This is a genomic window from Pseudomonas sp. Pseusp18 (genome assembly GCF_059506005.1).
In genome coordinates this window covers 1,955,556-1,971,659 of the sequence record NZ_CP169240.1, presented here as the reverse complement: position 1 = coordinate 1,971,659, position 16,104 = coordinate 1,955,556, and the positions used below count along the sequence as shown (strand labels likewise).

General features: G+C 62.0%; 16 protein-coding genes. 15 read left to right on the top strand and 1 reads right to left on the bottom strand.

Annotated features, from left to right (window positions below; genetic code table 11):
- Nucleotides 1-79: 79 nt before the first annotated feature.
- The gene (locus tag ACEN9A_RS08675) at nt 80-2,203 is read left to right on the top strand and encodes a TonB-dependent receptor (RefSeq protein ID WP_258672993.1); all 2,124 of its coding nucleotides are present in this window, start codon (nt 80-82) and stop codon (nt 2,201-2,203) included.
- A 109-nt stretch (nt 2,204-2,312) separates the two neighbouring features.
- Here the strand turns inward: ACEN9A_RS08675 and ACEN9A_RS08670 are convergent, their stop codons facing one another.
- Nucleotides 2,313-2,660 carry a hypothetical protein gene (locus ACEN9A_RS08670; RefSeq protein ID WP_019581959.1) on the bottom strand — a complete coding sequence of 116 codons (348 nt, stop codon included), beginning with the start codon at nt 2,658-2,660 and terminating at the stop codon, nt 2,313-2,315.
- A gap of 149 nt (nt 2,661-2,809) precedes the next feature.
- Here ACEN9A_RS08670 and ACEN9A_RS08665 point away from each other — a divergent pair, with 149 nt between their 5' ends.
- The 14 genes from ACEN9A_RS08665 to ACEN9A_RS08600 all read left to right on the top strand — a co-directional run bounded on the left by ACEN9A_RS08665 (nt 2,810) and on the right by ACEN9A_RS08600 (nt 16,101).
- Nucleotides 2,810-3,481: a GntR family transcriptional regulator gene (locus tag ACEN9A_RS08665; RefSeq protein WP_007935506.1), complete on the top strand. Its 672-nt coding sequence runs from the start codon at nt 2,810-2,812 to the stop codon at nt 3,479-3,481.
- 114 nt (nt 3,482-3,595) lie between these two features.
- A complete protein-coding gene (locus tag ACEN9A_RS08660) occupies nt 3,596-4,528 on the top strand; it encodes a 4-hydroxyproline epimerase (RefSeq protein WP_258672992.1) in 933 nt (310 codons plus the stop codon).
- The gene (locus tag ACEN9A_RS08655) at nt 4,525-5,640 is read left to right on the top strand and encodes an NAD(P)/FAD-dependent oxidoreductase (protein WP_258672991.1); all 1,116 of its coding nucleotides are present in this window, start codon (nt 4,525-4,527) and stop codon (nt 5,638-5,640) included. Before ACEN9A_RS08660 ends, ACEN9A_RS08655 begins: the two co-directional genes overlap by 4 nt.
- Nucleotides 5,633-5,869 carry a (2Fe-2S)-binding protein gene (locus ACEN9A_RS08650; protein ID WP_008074690.1) on the top strand — a complete coding sequence of 79 codons (237 nt, stop codon included), beginning with the start codon at nt 5,633-5,635 and terminating at the stop codon, nt 5,867-5,869. Before ACEN9A_RS08655 ends, ACEN9A_RS08650 begins: the two co-directional genes overlap by 8 nt.
- Nucleotides 5,866-7,119 carry an NAD(P)/FAD-dependent oxidoreductase gene (locus ACEN9A_RS08645; protein WP_258674158.1) on the top strand — a complete coding sequence of 418 codons (1,254 nt, stop codon included), beginning with the start codon at nt 5,866-5,868 and terminating at the stop codon, nt 7,117-7,119. The genes ACEN9A_RS08650 and ACEN9A_RS08645 overlap by 4 nt, the downstream gene beginning before the upstream one ends.
- A gap of 71 nt (nt 7,120-7,190) precedes the next feature.
- Nucleotides 7,191-7,940 (top strand): AraC family transcriptional regulator, encoded by a 750-nt coding sequence (locus ACEN9A_RS08640; protein ID WP_258672990.1) that lies wholly within the window; start codon nt 7,191-7,193, stop codon nt 7,938-7,940.
- 451 nt (nt 7,941-8,391) lie between these two features.
- Nucleotides 8,392-8,751, top strand: a complete 360-nt coding sequence (locus tag ACEN9A_RS08635; RefSeq protein WP_019649546.1) for a DUF6124 family protein — start codon at nt 8,392-8,394, stop codon at nt 8,749-8,751.
- 428 nt (nt 8,752-9,179) lie between these two features.
- A complete protein-coding gene (locus ACEN9A_RS08630; protein ID WP_019581953.1) occupies nt 9,180-9,998 on the top strand; it encodes an ABC transporter substrate-binding protein in 819 nt (272 codons plus the stop codon).
- 10 nt (nt 9,999-10,008) lie between these two features.
- A complete protein-coding gene (lhpI, locus tag ACEN9A_RS08625) occupies nt 10,009-11,787 on the top strand; it encodes a cis-3-hydroxy-L-proline dehydratase (protein ID WP_258672989.1) in 1,779 nt (592 codons plus the stop codon).
- Nucleotides 11,780-12,445 (top strand): amino acid ABC transporter permease, encoded by a 666-nt coding sequence (locus tag ACEN9A_RS08620; RefSeq protein ID WP_018928302.1) that lies wholly within the window; start codon nt 11,780-11,782, stop codon nt 12,443-12,445. Before lhpI ends, ACEN9A_RS08620 begins: the two co-directional genes overlap by 8 nt.
- A gap of 10 nt (nt 12,446-12,455) precedes the next feature.
- Nucleotides 12,456-13,106 (top strand): amino acid ABC transporter permease, encoded by a 651-nt coding sequence (locus ACEN9A_RS08615; RefSeq protein WP_064616855.1) that lies wholly within the window; start codon nt 12,456-12,458, stop codon nt 13,104-13,106.
- Nucleotides 13,099-13,821 (top strand): amino acid ABC transporter ATP-binding protein, encoded by a 723-nt coding sequence (locus tag ACEN9A_RS08610; protein WP_018928304.1) that lies wholly within the window; start codon nt 13,099-13,101, stop codon nt 13,819-13,821. Before ACEN9A_RS08615 ends, ACEN9A_RS08610 begins: the two co-directional genes overlap by 8 nt.
- A gap of 25 nt (nt 13,822-13,846) precedes the next feature.
- A complete protein-coding gene (locus ACEN9A_RS08605; RefSeq protein ID WP_105347774.1) occupies nt 13,847-14,875 on the top strand; it encodes a trans-3-hydroxy-L-proline dehydratase in 1,029 nt (342 codons plus the stop codon).
- A gap of 308 nt (nt 14,876-15,183) precedes the next feature.
- Nucleotides 15,184-16,101 (top strand): dihydrodipicolinate synthase family protein, encoded by a 918-nt coding sequence (locus tag ACEN9A_RS08600; protein WP_018928306.1) that lies wholly within the window; start codon nt 15,184-15,186, stop codon nt 16,099-16,101.
- The last annotated feature ends 3 nt before the right edge of the window (nt 16,102-16,104 follow it).

The window sequence follows — 16,104 nt, the reverse complement described above, 5'->3', positions numbered from 1 at the left end:
TCGACTTCATAGCTGAATGATATTTATTTACTTACAAAAGGTAATCGTTATCATTAGCGCCATAACTAAAAAGGAGCTCATGGTGGCTTTACCGCGCATTTACCCAGCCTCTCTCTCGCTGCTGGGGCTGTTGGCAGTCCCCGATTTACAGGCAGAAACCCAATCGGCAGTCACCCTGCCTGCCACCGCTGTGACCAGTGATTACAGCGAACAAAGCTACAGGCCGACCGACAGCCGCAGTGCGCTGAAGATCGATGCCCCGCTGCGCGACATTCCGCAAACGGTGAACGTGATCCCGCAGAGCGTGATCAAGGACCAGGGCGCGCAATCGATGGAAGACGTGCTGAAAAACGTTCCTGGCATCGGTCTTTCCAACGGCGATGGCCAGCGCGATCAGGTCACCATTCGCGGCTTCAGTGCGATTGGCGACATGTACGTCGACGGTGTCCGCGACGACGCGCTGTACTTCCGCGATCTGTCTAACGTCGAGCGGGTGGAAGTGATCAAGGGGCCGGCAGCGGTGCTCTATGGCCGCGGTTCATCCGGTGGCCTGATCAACAGCATCAGCAAGAAACCCAACTTCACCCCCAAGCAGGAAGTGGGTGTCAGCTTCGACAGCGAAGGCAAAAAGCGCACGCAGTTCGACGCGGGCTGGGCCGATCAGCAGCAAAACGACAAGGCCTTCCGGGTAACTGGCGCTCTGGAGAACAGCGACACCTTCCGCGATGACGGTTACATCGACCGCAAGGCCATTGCACCTTCGGCCTACTTCAAGCTCTCCGATGATCTTGAGCTGAATCTGGGCGCCACGTACCTCTACGATAAACGCCTGATCGACTTCGGCATCCCCGCGCTGGGCAACCGTCCGGTCAATGTCGACCGGGACAAGCGCTTCGGCGCCGCCGACCCGGATGATGATTACACTCGCAGCGAAGTGTTCTCGTTCACGGCGGGCGTCGACTACCGCCTCAACGACGACTTCACCCTGAGCAACACCAGCCGCTACTACCACTACGACCTGGATCGCAACAACACCCTCGCCGACTCCAGCCCGACACGCTTCGTCACTGCCCCCAACGGCGAATTGCTGGTCAAGCTCAACCGCGGCAACGTGCAGCGCAAGGAAGACGGCTGGTTCAACCAGACCGAACTCAAGCAACAGGCCACGCTCGCCGGGATGAACCACAACCTGCTCTATGGTGTGGAACTGGGGCGCCAGGTCAAGGATCAATCCGTCTTCAGCCAGAACAACGTAGCGCGGGTTCCGGTGTACCGCGATGCTCTGGTCGACGTACCGTTCCAGGCCAATCGGCAAACCGCCAAGGGCACCAATACCCAGGACACGGCCGGTTTCTACGTCCAGGATCTGATTGAACTGACCCCGCACTGGAAAGCGCTGCTGGGCGTGCGCTATGACGTGTTCGACCAGGAATATTCGGATGACCTGACCCGCGCCACCATGTCTCGAACCGACAACACCTGGAGCCCGCGTGCAGGCCTGGTCTACCAGCCTGATCAGGTCCAGTCCTACTACATTTCGGTGAGTCGCTCTTACCAGCCGTCTTCCGAAGTCTTCGCCCTGAGCACCACCAACCAGGACCTTGAACCGGAGCAAACCACTAACTTCGAAATCGGCGGCAAGTGGGACCTGCTCGACAATCGCCTGGCGTTGACGGCGGCGCTGTTCCGCCTGGAACGCACCAACATGAAAACCACCGACCCGGCGAACCCGACCAAACTGGTCCTGTCGGGCGAGCAGCGCACCGACGGCCTGGAACTGACCGCCAGCGGGCAGTTGAGCGACAAGTGGCAGGTCTATGCCGGCTACGCCTTCCTGGATGCCGAGATCACCAAGTCCAACAGCCGTACCAACGGCGTCGCCAACGAAGGCCAGACACCGACCCTGACCCCGCGTCACAGTGCCAACCTCTGGCTGGTGCGCTCGCTGACCAACACCTGGCGTGTCGGCATGGGCGCGAACTATGTCGATGACCGCTACACCGCCCTGGACAATCAGGTGGTCATGCCCGCTTACACCACCGTGGACGCGGCATTGCTCTATAACCTGCCGAAGTGGGACATGGCGCTGCGTTTGCGCAACGTCTTCGACAAGGACTATTACGCCTCGGCCCATGGCTCCGTGGACCTGATCACCCCCGGAGCGCCACGGACCCTGGAGTTGAGTACCAACTACCGGTTCTGACTGAACACCTGAAATCAAACGCCCTTGCCGGTCAGGTAAGCAAAATACCCGTGGGAGCGAGTCTGCTCGCCCCCACGCGTTTTGCGCAGTTTACTGACAGGCATTCGTTTTAAAGCGGGCAGACTGCGATAACTGCACCATCAGTGCTTGGGGTGGTCATCTGCACAGTCCAGCCTGGGGCAAAAACCAAGTCGTGATACTCAACGATGGCACTGATTTCGGAGCAAAGTTTTTTGGCCTCCTCCGGAGAGTGATCTACATCGATGTTGACCGAACGATTCTCGGCTGAGTATTCGCTAGCCTGGGTCAAGTTCATCGTGTCATTCCCATCCAGTATTTTGCTGAGCAGTGAGGCGTTCTCGACGGACTCGTCCATACCGCTGGAATAAGCACATTGAACAGCCACAATCGTCAGTAAAAAAAACAGACCCGCTGCGTATTTGTTTCTCACATCCATGTTCCTTGAAGTCGGGATTGGTCGAGCCTGCACTGCGTGGCGAAGCGATCCGGGGTACAGCATACGTCCTGAGGTTCATACGGCCCAAGGAAGATCAGCGAAAGGATTTCGTATACCCTATCGCTATCTCACTTCAAACGATCGCCGCCGTGAACCTACCCAAACTCAACGCTCCCGACCTTGGCAATACGCCTTCGACCTCGGAAATCATCACCCGTCATCTGCGCGACGCGATCGTCGCCGGGCATTTCGCCGAAGATGAGCCGATTCGCCAGGACGACATTGCCCGCCAGTTCAACGTCAGCAAGATTCCGGTGCGCGAGGCCCTCAAGCGGCTGGAGGCCGAAGGGTTGGTGATGTTCCAGCGCAATCGCGGGGCGATGGTCACGCGGGTTTCCGATGCCGAGCTGGCGCAGATGTTCGAAGTGCGCATGTTGCTGGAAGACAAAATACTGCGCCTGGCCATCCCCAACATGACCGAAGAAACCTTCGCCCGTGCCGAGCGTATCTGTCAGGAATTCATCGGCGAGGACGACGTGGGCCGCTGGGCCGAGCTCAATTGGGAGCTGCATGCCTGCCTCTACGAACCGGCACAACGGCCGTTTCTGGTCAGCCTGATTCGTTCGGTCAACGACAAGCTGGAGCGCTACCTGCGCATGCAAATGAGCCTGTCGGCTGGTAAGGAACGGGCCGATCACGAACACCGTGAGATCCTCGCGGCCTGTCGTGCCGGCGATGTGGAGCTGGCGGTGAAGCTGCTGGACGAACACATTGCCGGGGTCTGCAAGACCCTGTTCGAACACCTGCCCCACGCCCACTGACGGCTCAGGATGCTGTGCCGATTTCGTCATCGGCACAGGATAAATCCATCAAGCCGGCACCCCGCCGCACAGGCCACTCTTGCGTTCACTCATCTGAACGGACGTGGCCCTCCCATGAAACGCATCACCGTGATCGACTCCCACACCGGCGGCGAACCGACCCGCCTGGTGACCGCCGGTTTTCCTGACCTGGGCACCGGCAGCATGGCCGAACGGCGCAAGCGGCTGGCCGACCATCACGATCAATGGCGCGCGGCCTGCGTGCTGGAACCACGAGGCAGCGACGTACTGGTGGGTGCCCTGCTCTGCACACCTGTGGACCCGAGCGCCTGTGCCGGGGTGATTTTCTTCAACAACAGCGGTTACCTGGGCATGTGCGGCCACGGCACCATCGGCCTGGTGGCGTCGTTGGCGCACTTGGGCAAAATCGGCCCCGGCGTGCATCGTATCGAGACGCCGGTGGGGATGGTGCAGGCGACCCTGCACGAAGACCATTCGGTGAGCGTGCGCAATGTGCCGGCCTACCGTTACCGCAAGGCGTTGGTGTTGCAGGTGCCGGGCATCGGCCAGGTGGTCGGCGATATCGCCTGGGGCGGCAACTGGTTTTTCCTGATTGCCGAGCATGGCCTGAGGGTCGCCGGCGACAACCTCGACGCGCTGACCGCTTATACCTACGCCGTGCAGCAAGCGCTGGAAGCCCAGGGCATTCGTGGCGAAGACGGCGGGCTAATCGATCATATCGAGCTGTTCGCCGATGACGATCACGCCGACAGTCGCAACTTTGTCCTATGCCCCGGCAAAGCCTATGACCGCTCACCGTGCGGTACCGGCACCAGTGCCAAACTGGCGTGCCTGGCGGCGGACGACAAGTTGCAACCGGGGCAGATCTGGCGCCAGGCCAGTGTCATCGGCAGCGAGTTCGAAGGCTCTTATGAATGGCAAGGCGAGCGCATCGTGCCGACCATTCGCGGCCGTGCCTTTATCAGCGCCGAAGCCAGTTTGATCATCGAACAGGATGACCCGTTCGCCTGGGGCATTCGCCCATGAGCGAGGGCCTGGTGGCCGATGTGATCGTGATCGGCGCAGGCATCATCGGCGCCGCCTGCGCCCAGGCGCTGGCCCGTCGTGGCTTGCAGGTGCTGGTGCTGGACGCCGGCCTGCACGGTGCGACGGCGGCAGGCATGGGCCACCTGCTGGTGCTCGACGACAACCCGGCCGAACTGGCCCTGAGCCAATATTCCCTGCAACGCTGGCGCGAACTGGCGCCGGACCTGCCCGACGGCTGCGCTTACCGCAACAACGGCACACTGTGGCTGGCGGCCAACGCCGAGGAAATGGCGGTCGCCCACAGCAAATACCTGAACCTGAAAGCCCAAGGCGTGGCGTGCGAATTGATCAGCGCCAGCGCTTTGCGTCAGCGTGAACCGGAACTGCGCGAGGGTCTGGAAGGCGGCTTGTTGATCAATGGCGACGGCATTCTGTATGCGCCGGCGACGGCCCGCTGGATGCTCGACACACCGAACATCCGTCAGCACCGGGCGCGGGTCAGCGCCGTCGATGGTCACCGCGTTTGCCTCGATGACGGCCACTGGTTGCGGGCCGAAGCGGTGGTGTTGGCCAACGGCATTCAGGCCAACGAACTGTGCCCGGAATTGCCCATCGAGCCGAAAAAAGGCCACCTGCTAATTACCGACCGCTACCCCCGCACCGTCACCCACACCTTGGTGGAGCTGGGTTACGTCACCAGCGCGCACAACGCCACCGGCCCATCGACCGCCTGCAATATTCAGCCGCGCCCGACCGGGCAATTGTTCATCGGAGCCTCACGGCAATTCGGCACCACCGACCCGCAGGTCGAAGGCTGGATGCTGGCAAAAATGCTCAAGCGAGCCGCCGAGTACATGCCAGGGCTGGCCCGGCTCAACGGCATCCGCGCCTGGACCGGCTTTCGCGCCGCCAGCCCCGACGGCCTGCCGCTGGTTGGCCAGCACCCACAGCAGCAGGGTTTGTGGCTGGCGGTCGGGCACGAAGGGTTGGGCGTCACTACGGCCCCCGGCACCGCCGATTTGCTGGTGGCGCAGCTGTTCAACGAAACCCCGCCACTGGCCGCGCAACCCTATCTGCCCCAGCGTTTCCTCGGAGAACCCGCCTATGCCTGAATTACTGCTGGACGGCCGCGCCTTGAAGGTGGCCGAGGGCACCAGCGTCGCCGCAGCCTTGGCGCTGGGCAGCGACGGATGCACACGCACTTCGGTCAGTGGCCAACGCCGCGCACCGCTGTGCGGCATGGGCATTTGCCAGGAATGCCGGGTGACCATCGACGGCCGGCGACGCCTGGCCTGCCAGACTCTGTGCCGCGACGGCATGCAGGTGCAAACATGCCCATGAACGAATACGCCGATCTGCTGATCATCGGAGCCGGCCCCGCTGGCATGACCGCTGCTCTTGCCGCCGCCCCCAGTGGCGCACGCATCGTCATGCTCGACGACAATCCGCTGCCGGGCGGGCAAATCTGGCGTGACGGCCCTCAAGCCAATGTGCCCGATCAGGCCCTTCGCCTGCGTGAACGTTTGCAGGCTTGCAGCAACATCCGCCGCCACGCCGGCACTCGGGTGATCGCCAGTCCCGGTCCGAAACAACTGTTGGTCGAAAATGACGATGACGGCTGGCTGATCAGTTATCACCGATTGATTCTGTGCACCGGCGCCCGCGAGTTGCTGCTGCCCTTCCCCGGCTGGACGTTGCCTGGCGTGACCGGGGCCGGTGGCTTGCAGGCGCTGATCAAGGCGGGCCTGCCGGTGCAGGGTGAACGCGTGGTGATCGCCGGCAGCGGTCCGCTGTTACTGGCCAGTGCCGCCACCGCGAAAAAACACGGCGCGCAGGTCCAGCGCATCGCCGAGCAAGCCTCGCGCACCGCCGTCGCCGGTTTCGCCGCACAACTGCCCCGCTGGCCTGGCAAATGGCTGCAATCGTTCAGCCTGTTCGACCGCCATTACCGCACCGCGACGCATGTGCTGGCCGCCCTTGGCACTGACCGGCTGGAAGGTGTGCGCCTGCAACAGCAGGGCAAAATCATCGAACTGGCCTGTGATCGGCTGGCCTGTGGTTTCGGCTTGATCCCGAACATTCAGTTGGGTCAGGCACTGGGTTACGCCATCGAGGGGCAGGCGTTGGCCGTGGATGCCTGGCAGGCCAGTCGCGTCGATCATTATGCCGCGGGTGAATGCACCGGGTTTGGTGGCAGTGAACTGGCGTTGGTCGAAGGTGCCATTGCTGGGCACGCGGCGGTCGGTGACCTTGAAGCGGCACGCCAGTTGTGGCCACGCCGGGCACGCTGGCAGGGTTTCGCCAAGGCACTGAATCAGGCCTTCGCCCTCGACCCGCAACTCAAGTCCCTGGCCCGCCCCGACACCCTGGTCTGCCGCTGCGAAGACGTGCCCTACGGCGCATTGACCGGGCACACCGACTGGCGCGAAGCCAAGCTGGCCAGTCGCTGCGGCATGGGCGCCTGTCAGGGCCGGGTGTGTGGCGGCGCGGCGCAGCACCTGTTTGGCTGGCAACCCTCGGCGCCCCGCCCGCCCTTCAGCCCGGCCCGAATCGAGAGCTTGATGTGCCTGGACGACACCCCGCCAACCTGATTCCCCCTCGGGGGTTTCAGCCGCGCTGTCGAGCCTCTATGATCCCGGGGTCGCCCTCAGACCCCAGCGCCATGTACCCCTCGCTCAGCACTTTTAGACCCTGCGACCTGCCCACGCTGTTGAACAGCCTGCAGCCGATTGCGCCGCTGCTCGACACCCTGGCGGACGTGGTGTTTTTCATCAAGGACCGCGAAGCCCGCTACGCCTTCGTCAACCAGACCCTGGCCCGGCGTTGCGGTTTCAAACATCGCGAGGATCTGCTGGGGCTCACCGCCGAGATGGTCTTCCCGGAACGCTTCGGCCCGCTGTACACCGAACAGGATCGGCGGGTGCTGTCCAGCGGCCGCGAACTGGCTGACCAACTGGAGCTGCACCTGTATTACGGCAACCAGCCGATCTGGTGCCTGACCCACAAACTCGCCTTGAAGGATGAACAGGGTCACATCGTGGGCCTGGCCGGGATCTCCCGCGACCTGCAATCGCCACAGTCCAATCACCCCGCATTCCAGAAACTCGCCGCGGTGGATGCGCACATCCGCAGCCACTTCGCCCGCCCCGTCAGCCTCGCTGAATTGACCGCAATCGCCGGTTATTCCGTGGCGCAACTGGAGCGTCACTGCAAACGGGTGTTCCAGCTCACCCCACGGCAGATGATCAACAAGGCGCGCCTGGAAGAAGGTTCTCGGCTGTTGCTGCACAGCGACCTGCCGATCACCGAGATCGCCCTGCGCTGCGGTTACACCGATCACAGTGCGTTTAGCCGGCAGTTTCGTGCGTTGACCGGTCTGTCACCGAGTCAGTATCGCGATACTCAGCGTTAGGCCAGCAGGAAAGATCAAAAGATCGCAGCCTTCGGCAGCTCCTACAGAGGAATGGTGAACCCCGGTAGGAGCTGCCGAAGGCTGCGATCTTTTTGATCTTAAACGGTGATGTTTAAACGACACTTCCAGATACTCACCCAGGCTACACATCCTTGCGCCTCTGCCTACGACTACGCCAGAATCCGCCGGCTTGTGCGCCTTGATGCCGGGCTCTATCGTTTCCGGGTCGCTGATGAATCAGCGATCGGATTTGACCGTCCGAATAAATCAAGGCGCGCCAGCGTCCAAGACCTTTTCAGGCATTGCCTGATATATCGTGTCGCGGTGGCTGTGCGTGGGACACCTTCGGTGTGCCGGATTCCTTGATGTCCGGTCGGTCAACCCGCGTACAGCTGCCACCTTGTTCGTTTGACCGCGAACGGCGGTAGCTCCACTCATCAAGGAGCTTCACATGTTCAAACCAACGCCAAATCCACCGGAAACCGACGACGTTTCCCCCTACGAATCTCTCGATTCCAAAAAACTCCACGCAGCCGCCGACCGCGCCCTAGATCACTACCTCAAACCGCCCACCCCCAAAGACACCAAGCGCAAACCCAGCACCATTTACCATGTGGGTGCGAAGGTCGATAACGAAACCCTGCTGGTCAACGCCTGCGAATCCCTGGCGTCAGCCAGCATGATGCTCACTGAGTTCGCCGGGTTGATGGACATGCCCCATCGCAACATGATGTTGGGGATTCAATCGGTGGTCATGCTCGGGGAGCTGGCGGTGAACCGCGTGCTGGATAACCTCGATCCACAAGGCTAGCGAGAATCTGTGGCAAAGGGGCTTGTTGTGGCGAGGGGGCTTGCCCCCGTTCGGCTGCGAAGCAGTCGTCAATCCGGTGTATGCGATTTCTCTGATACACCGCGGTTGCAGGTTTTGGGGTCGCTTCGCAACCCAACGGGGGCAAGCCCCCTCGCCACATGAAGTGTGTCAGAGCACGGATTGATCACAGGGCGCCGATGTTCCCTAAAGGGGCGCCCCGCACAACCATTGCTCCCATCTGTAACACCCGCCATCGCGGACCTCGCCCCTCACTACATCCCTCTGACGCACCGCAACACCTCTACTCCAAGGCCTGCCAACAAATTCACGCCTCGGCCTGGAAACGGGCACGTTGATTGCTATATTTAATATCGTATACGAAATCCCCAATACGATATCCAACAGCACTTCACATCAACGAGGCCTCTATGAAAAACCCCGCATTTGCCGTAGCCCTCAGCGCTGTTCTCAGTACCTCCTTTATTGCCACCGCCCAGGCCGACAAGCTCGATGACATCATCGGTTCGGGCAAGCTGCGCTGCGCCGTGACCCTGGACTTCCCGCCCATGGGTTTTCGCGATGCCGGTAACAACCCGGCCGGTTTCGACGTGGACTACTGCCGTGACCTGGCGAAAATCCTCGGGGTCGAGGCCGAAGTGGTCGAGACGCCGTTCCCGGACCGTATTCCGGCGCTGGTCTCCGGGCGGGCCGATGTGATCGTCGCCTCCACTTCCGACACCCTCGAACGGGCCAAGACCGTCGGCCTCACGGTGCCTTACTTCGCCTTCCAGATGGTGGTGCTGACCCGCGACGACACCGGCATCAACAGCTTCGATGACCTCAAGGGCAAACCTGTGGGCAACACCAGCGGCACCTATGAGGCCATCGCGCTGGAGAAAGACGTGAAGAACTGGGGCACTGGCACCTTCCGCGCCTATCAGTCGCAGAACGACACCCTGCTGGCGGTTGCCCAAGGCCATATCGACGCCACCGTGGTCACCAACACCGTGGCCGCCGCCACCCTCAAATCGGGCAAATACAAAAACCTGAAAGTCGCCGGTAACGCGCCGTACGTGATCGACTACGTCTCCCTCGGCGCCAAGCGTAACGAGTATGGCCTGCTCAACTACCTCAACCTGTTCGTCAACCAGCAGGTGCGCACCGGTCGTTACAAAGAGTTGTTCGTCAAATGGGTCGGCACTGAAATCCCGCCGACCAACCTGACCGTGCCACAGGTCTACTACTGAGGTGTCCGGCATGCCTAGGCCCACTTCTCTGACCGGCCGCAGCCTGGTCGCGGGCGCCGCCGAGGGCGCCCTGCTGTTCGCCGATATCGGGTTGAGTTTCTGGGGCGGGGTCGATCCGTTCAGCGGCGAGATCATTGACCGTCACCACCCGCTCAGCGGCGAACACCTGGCCGGCCGCGTGCTGGCCATTCCCAGCGGTCGCGGCTCGTGCACCGGCAGCAGCGTGTTGATGGAACTGATCAGCAACGGCCACGCACCGGCAGCACTGGTGCTGGCCGAACCCGATGAGATCCTGACCTTGGGCGTGCTGGTGGCGCAGACGATTTTCGAGCGTTCCCTGCCAGTGCTGTGCATCGGCCGGGAGGCCTTCGCCGCGTTGCGCGGCAAGGCCTTCGCTCGGGTCGACGGCGCCTCGGTAAGCGTGTTCGAACACCTGCCGGGCGATGCCTGGCAGGCACTCGACAGCACATTGCAAACGCAAGACCCAAGCGCCCCGATCGAACTCACCGAACACGATCGGGCGCTGCTCGACGGCCAGCATGGCAAGGCTGCACAAGTGGCCATGCAGATTGTTCTGCGCATGGCCGAGCTGCAAGGTGCCCGCCGCCTGGTGGATGTCACCCAGGCGCACATCGACGGCTGCATCTACACCGGACCTGCGAGCCTGCGCTTTGCCGAACAACTGGTGCAATGGGGCGCCAAAGTGCGGGTGCCCACCACCCTCAATTCAATTTCCGTGGACCAGCGTCGCTGGCGCGAATTGGGTATTGACCCGGCGCTCGGCGAACCGGCCAGTGCCTTGGGCGATGCCTATATGGCGATGGGCGCGCAACTCAGTTTCACCTGCGCGCCCTACCTGCTCGACAGCGCACCCAAGGCGGGCGAGCAGATCGTCTGGGCCGAATCCAACGCGGTGGTCTACGCCAACAGCGTGCTGGGGGCACGCACCCTGAAGTACCCGGACTATCTGGATATCTGCATCGCCCTGACCGGCCGCGCCCCGTTGATCGGCTGCCACCTGGACGCACAACGCAAGGCCCGACTGCAGGTCGAGGTGCCCACCCTGGGTGAACTGGATGATGCCTTCTACCCGCTGCTCGGTTACCACATCGGCGCGCTGGCGGGCAGCCGGATTCCACTGGTGTACGGGCTGGAAAACCGCAAGCCGAGCCTGGACGACCTCAAGGCGTTCGGCGCAGCGTTTGCCACCACGTCCGCCGCCCCCTTGTTCCATATCGCCGGGATCACCCCGGAGGCCATCGACCCGGCGCAGGTGCTGGCGGGAGATGTAGCCCTACCCGTGGAAACAATCCGCCTGAAGGATCTATTGGTCAGTTGGCGCGAACTCAACAGTGCCCGCGACAGCCGGGTAGATGTGGTCTCGCTGGGCAACCCGCATTTCTCCCTCAGCGAGTTCGCTCACCTGGCGCGACTGTGCCTCGGTCGGCACAAACACCCCGACGTGGTCCTCGCCATTACTTGCGGCCGCGCCGTGCTGGAGCAGGCTCGCGAAGCCGGGCATATCGCCGTGATCGAAGCCTTCGGCGCGACCCTGGTCACCGATACTTGCTGGTGCATGCTCGGCGAACCGGTGATCCCGCCGGGTGCAAAAACCTTGATGACCAACTCGGGCAAATACGCCCATTACGCACCCGGCCTGGTGGGCCGCAAGGTGCATTTCGCCAGCCTGGCTGAATGTGTCGATACCGCTTGCAGTGCCACGGCCAGCGGTCGTCTGCCGGCCTGGCTGCAAACCGCCGCCCCTCTGGAGACTCTCGCGCATGTTTGATTACACCTTCCAATGGCGCGCCACCCTGCGCGCCCTGCCGGACATGCTCGCTGGCGCCTGGGTCACCTTCGAGACCGCCGCGCTGTCGATGATCTTCGGCGTGCTGATCGCCCTGGCCCTGACGGTGATGCGCGAAAGCAAAACCCCGCTGCTGCGTGGTATCGGCAACGGCTGGGTATCGATCGCGCGCAACACCCCGTCGCTGTTCCAGATCTACGTCCTCTACTTCGGCCTCGGCTCGTTGGGCCTGCATGTCAGCTCGTGGTTCGCGCTGCTGGCCGGGATCACCTTCAACAATGCCGGGTATCTGGCGGAGAACTTTCGCGGCGGCCTCAAGGCCGTACCCGACACGCAAGTGCGCGCCGCGCGTTCGCTGGGCATGAGTGCCTTCCAGGCCTACCGCATGATCATCGTCCCGCAGCTGCTGCGGATCGTCTTCTACCCGCTGACCAATCAGATGGTCTGGGCGGTGCTGATGACGTCGCTGGGGGTGATCGTCGGGCTGAACAATGACCTGACCGGGGTGACCCAGGACTACAACGTCAAAACGTTCCGCACCTTCGAATACTTCGCTATCGCCGCCGCGCTGTATTACCTGATTGCCAAGGCGATCGTCGCGTCAGCCCGGCTGATGGCCTGGCGGTTGTTCCGTTACTGAGGGCTTGACCATGTTTTCCACCAGTTTTTCCTGGAATGACCTGCTGTTCCTGCTCGACGGCGCCTGGGTCACCCTGCAACTGACGTTCTGGTCGATCATCCTCGGCTCCTTCGCCGGGCTGTTGTTTGGCCTGCTGCGAGCGCTGTTGCCCCGCGCCAGCCTGCCCCTGGCCTGGGTGCTGGACGTGTTTCGCAGCGTGCCGCTGTTGATCCAGTTCGTGCTGTTCAACTCGCTCAAAAGCATCGTCGGCTTGAACATCAGTGCCTTCAGCGTCGGCTGCATTGTGCTGGGGGTCTACACCGCCGCGTACTTCACCGAGATCGTGCGCAGCGGCGTGCTGTCGGTGCCGTTCACCCTGCGGCGGGCCAGTCGTTCGCTGGGCCTGAGTTTTTTGCAGGACCTGCGCTGGATCGTCCTGCCAATGGCCACCCGCGTGGCCTTCCCCGGCTGGCTGAACCTGGTGCTCGGGGTGATGAAAGACACCGCGCTGGTGATGTGGATCGGCATCGTCGAACTGCTGCGCGCCTCGCAAACCATCGTCACCCGCATTCAGGAACCGTTGCTGGTGCTGTGCGTCGCGGGCCTTATCTATTACGTCATGAGCCTGGTGGTTGCACGCCTGGGCGCTCGTCTGGAAAGAAGGTGGCAAGAAAATGATTGAGATCGACAACGTACATAAATCCTTCGGCGATCTGGCCGTGGTCAAGGGTGTCAGCCTGACGGTGGACAAGGGCGAAGTGGTGTCGATCATCGGCGGCTCGGGCTCCGGCAAATCGACCCTGCTGATGTGCATCAACGGCCTGGAACCGATCCAGAAAGGCAACATCCGCGTCGACGGCGTCGAGGTTCATCACAGCGCCACCGACCTCAACCGCCTGCGGCAGAAAATCGGCATCGTGTTCCAGCAATGGAATGCCTTCCCGCACCTGACCGTGCTGGAAAACGTGATGCTGGCGCCGCGCAAGGTCTTGGGCAAAAGCAAGGCCGACGCCGAGGCGCTGGCGGTGCAGCAACTGACCCACGTGGGCCTTGGCGACAAGCTCAAGACCTTCCCCGGCAAGTTGTCCGGAGGCCAGCAGCAACGCATGGCCATCGCCCGCGCCCTGGCCATGTCACCGGACTACATGCTGTTCGACGAAGCCACCTCGGCCCTCGACCCGCAACTGGTCGGCGAGGTGCTGGACACCATGCGCATGCTCGCCGAAGACGGCATGACCATGGTGCTGGTGACCCACGAAATCCGCTTTGCCCGCGATGTGTCCGACCGTGTGGCGTTCTTTCGCAATGGCCTGGTGCACGAGATCGGCTCGCCGGATCAGGTGATTGGCAATCCGATACATGCGGAAACGGCGGCGTTTCTCAAATCAGTGAAATAACGACCGGCGATAAAAGGAGTCAGCCATGCGCTCATCGAAAGTCATTCATGTGGTCAGTTGCCACGCCGAAGGCGAAGTCGGCGATGTGATCGTCGGCGGTGTCGCCCCACCGCCCGGCGCCACCGTGTGGGAGCAATCGCGCTGGATCGCCAAGGATGAAACCCTGCGCAATTTCGTCCTCAACGAACCCCGTGGTGGCGTGTTCCGCCACGTCAACCTGCTGGTGCCGGCCAAGGACCCTCGGGCGCAAATGGCCTGGATCATCATGGAACCGGCCGACACGCCACCGATGTCCGGCTCCAACTCGCTGTGCGTCGCCACGGTGCTGCTCGACAGCGGCATCCTGCCGATGACCGAACCGCAAACCCGGCTGGTGCTCGAAGCGCCCGGTGGCTTGATCGAGGCCGTGGCCGACTGCCGTGACGGCAAGGTCGAACGGGTGGAAATCAAGAACGTGCCCTCCTTCGCTGATCGCCTCGACGCCTGGATCGAAGTCGAAGGCCTCGGCTCGTTGCAGGTCGACACTGCGTACGGCGGCGACAGTTTTGTCATCGCCGACGCCAAACGCCTGGGCTTTGCCATCCGCCCTGACGAGGCCGCTGAACTGGTCGAGGTCGGGTTGAAAATCACTCGCGCAGCCAACGAACAGCTGGGCTTCGTCCATCCGCTGAACCCCGAGTGGTCGCATATTTCCTTCTGCCAGATTGCCGCGCCCATCGTCGTTGAAAACGGCATCGCCACCGGGGCCAACGCAGTGGTAATTCAACCCGGCAAGATCGACCGCTCCCCCACCGGCACTGGTTGTTCGGCGCGTATGGCAGTGTTGCAGGCCAAGGGATTGATGCAGGTGGGCGAGCGCTTTATCGGCCGTTCGATCCTCGGTTCCGAATTCCATTGCCGCATCGATTCGATGACCGAAGTGGCCGGCCGCCCGGCGATCTACCCGTGCATTTCCGGCCGGGCCTGGATCACCGGCACCCACCAATTGCTGCTCGACCCCAGCGATCCCTGGCCACAGGGCTATCGCCTGTCAGACACCTGGCCCGGTGCCTGACACTGAACCGGAGCTTGTGTGGAGAGGAGAGTTTTTGTGGCTAAGCAGCTTTTGTGGCGAGGGAGCTTGCTCCCGCTGGGTTGCGCAGCAGCCCCAATGCTGTAATCGCGGTTTGTCTGAAACAATCGGTGGTCTGGTTTCACGACTGCTGCGCAGCCGAACGGGAGCAAGCTCCCTCGCCACAAAAGCTCCCTCGCCACAGGAATTTCACCAGTAGCAAAAAACCCTGATTGATTGAAAAAACCACTGGCCGAGTATCGGCATTTAAAATATCGTATACGAAATACAAAAACGAACCGGAGGCAACAATGAGCAAGCGCATTAACTGGAGTGGCGTCTTCCCCGCGGTGACCACTCAATTCAACGATGACTTCTCCATCAACCTGGAAAAAACCCACCAGGTGATTTCCAACGTGATCCGTGACGGCGTATCGGGCCTGGTGGTGTGTGGTTCGGTGGGGGAAAACACCTCATTGACCGCCGAAGAAAAAATCGCCGTGACCGAAGTTGCGGTCGACGCTTCCCGCGGCCGCGTGCCGGTGATTTGCGGTGTGGCCGAGTTCACCAGTGTGCAAGCGGCCAAGGTGGCCAACGCGGTGCGCAGGGTCGGTGTCGACGGCGTGATGCTGATGCCGGCGCTGGTCTACGGTTCCAAGCCGTTCGAGACCGCCGAGCATTACCGCTACGTGGCGAAGAACGCCGACGTACCGTTGATGGTTTACAACAACCCGCCGATCTACAAAAACGACGTCACCCCGGACATCCTGATTTCCCTGGCCGACTGCGACAACGTGGTGTGCTTCAAGGATTCCTCCGGCGATACCCGCCGTTTCATCGACGTGCGCAATGAAGTCGGTGACCGTTTCGTGCTGTTCGCAGGTCTCGATGACGTGGTGCTGGAAAGCATCGCGGTGGGCGCCGAAGGCTGGGTCTCGGGCATGTCGAACGTATTCCCGAAAGAAGGCGAGACCATCTTCCGCCTGGCCAAGGCCGGTCGCTTCGCCGAAGCCATGCCGATCTACGAATGGCTGATGCCGATCCTGCACCTCGATGCCCGTGCCGACCTGGTGCAGTGCATCAAACTCTGCGAAGCCATCGCCGGTCGCGGCAGCGCCCTGACCCGTCCGCCACGCCTGGCACTGCCGCAAGCTGATCGGGAGTTCGTCGAACAGATCATGGCCAAGGCCATGGCCAATCGTCCGGAGTTGCCGGACGTCGGTCTCTGAGTG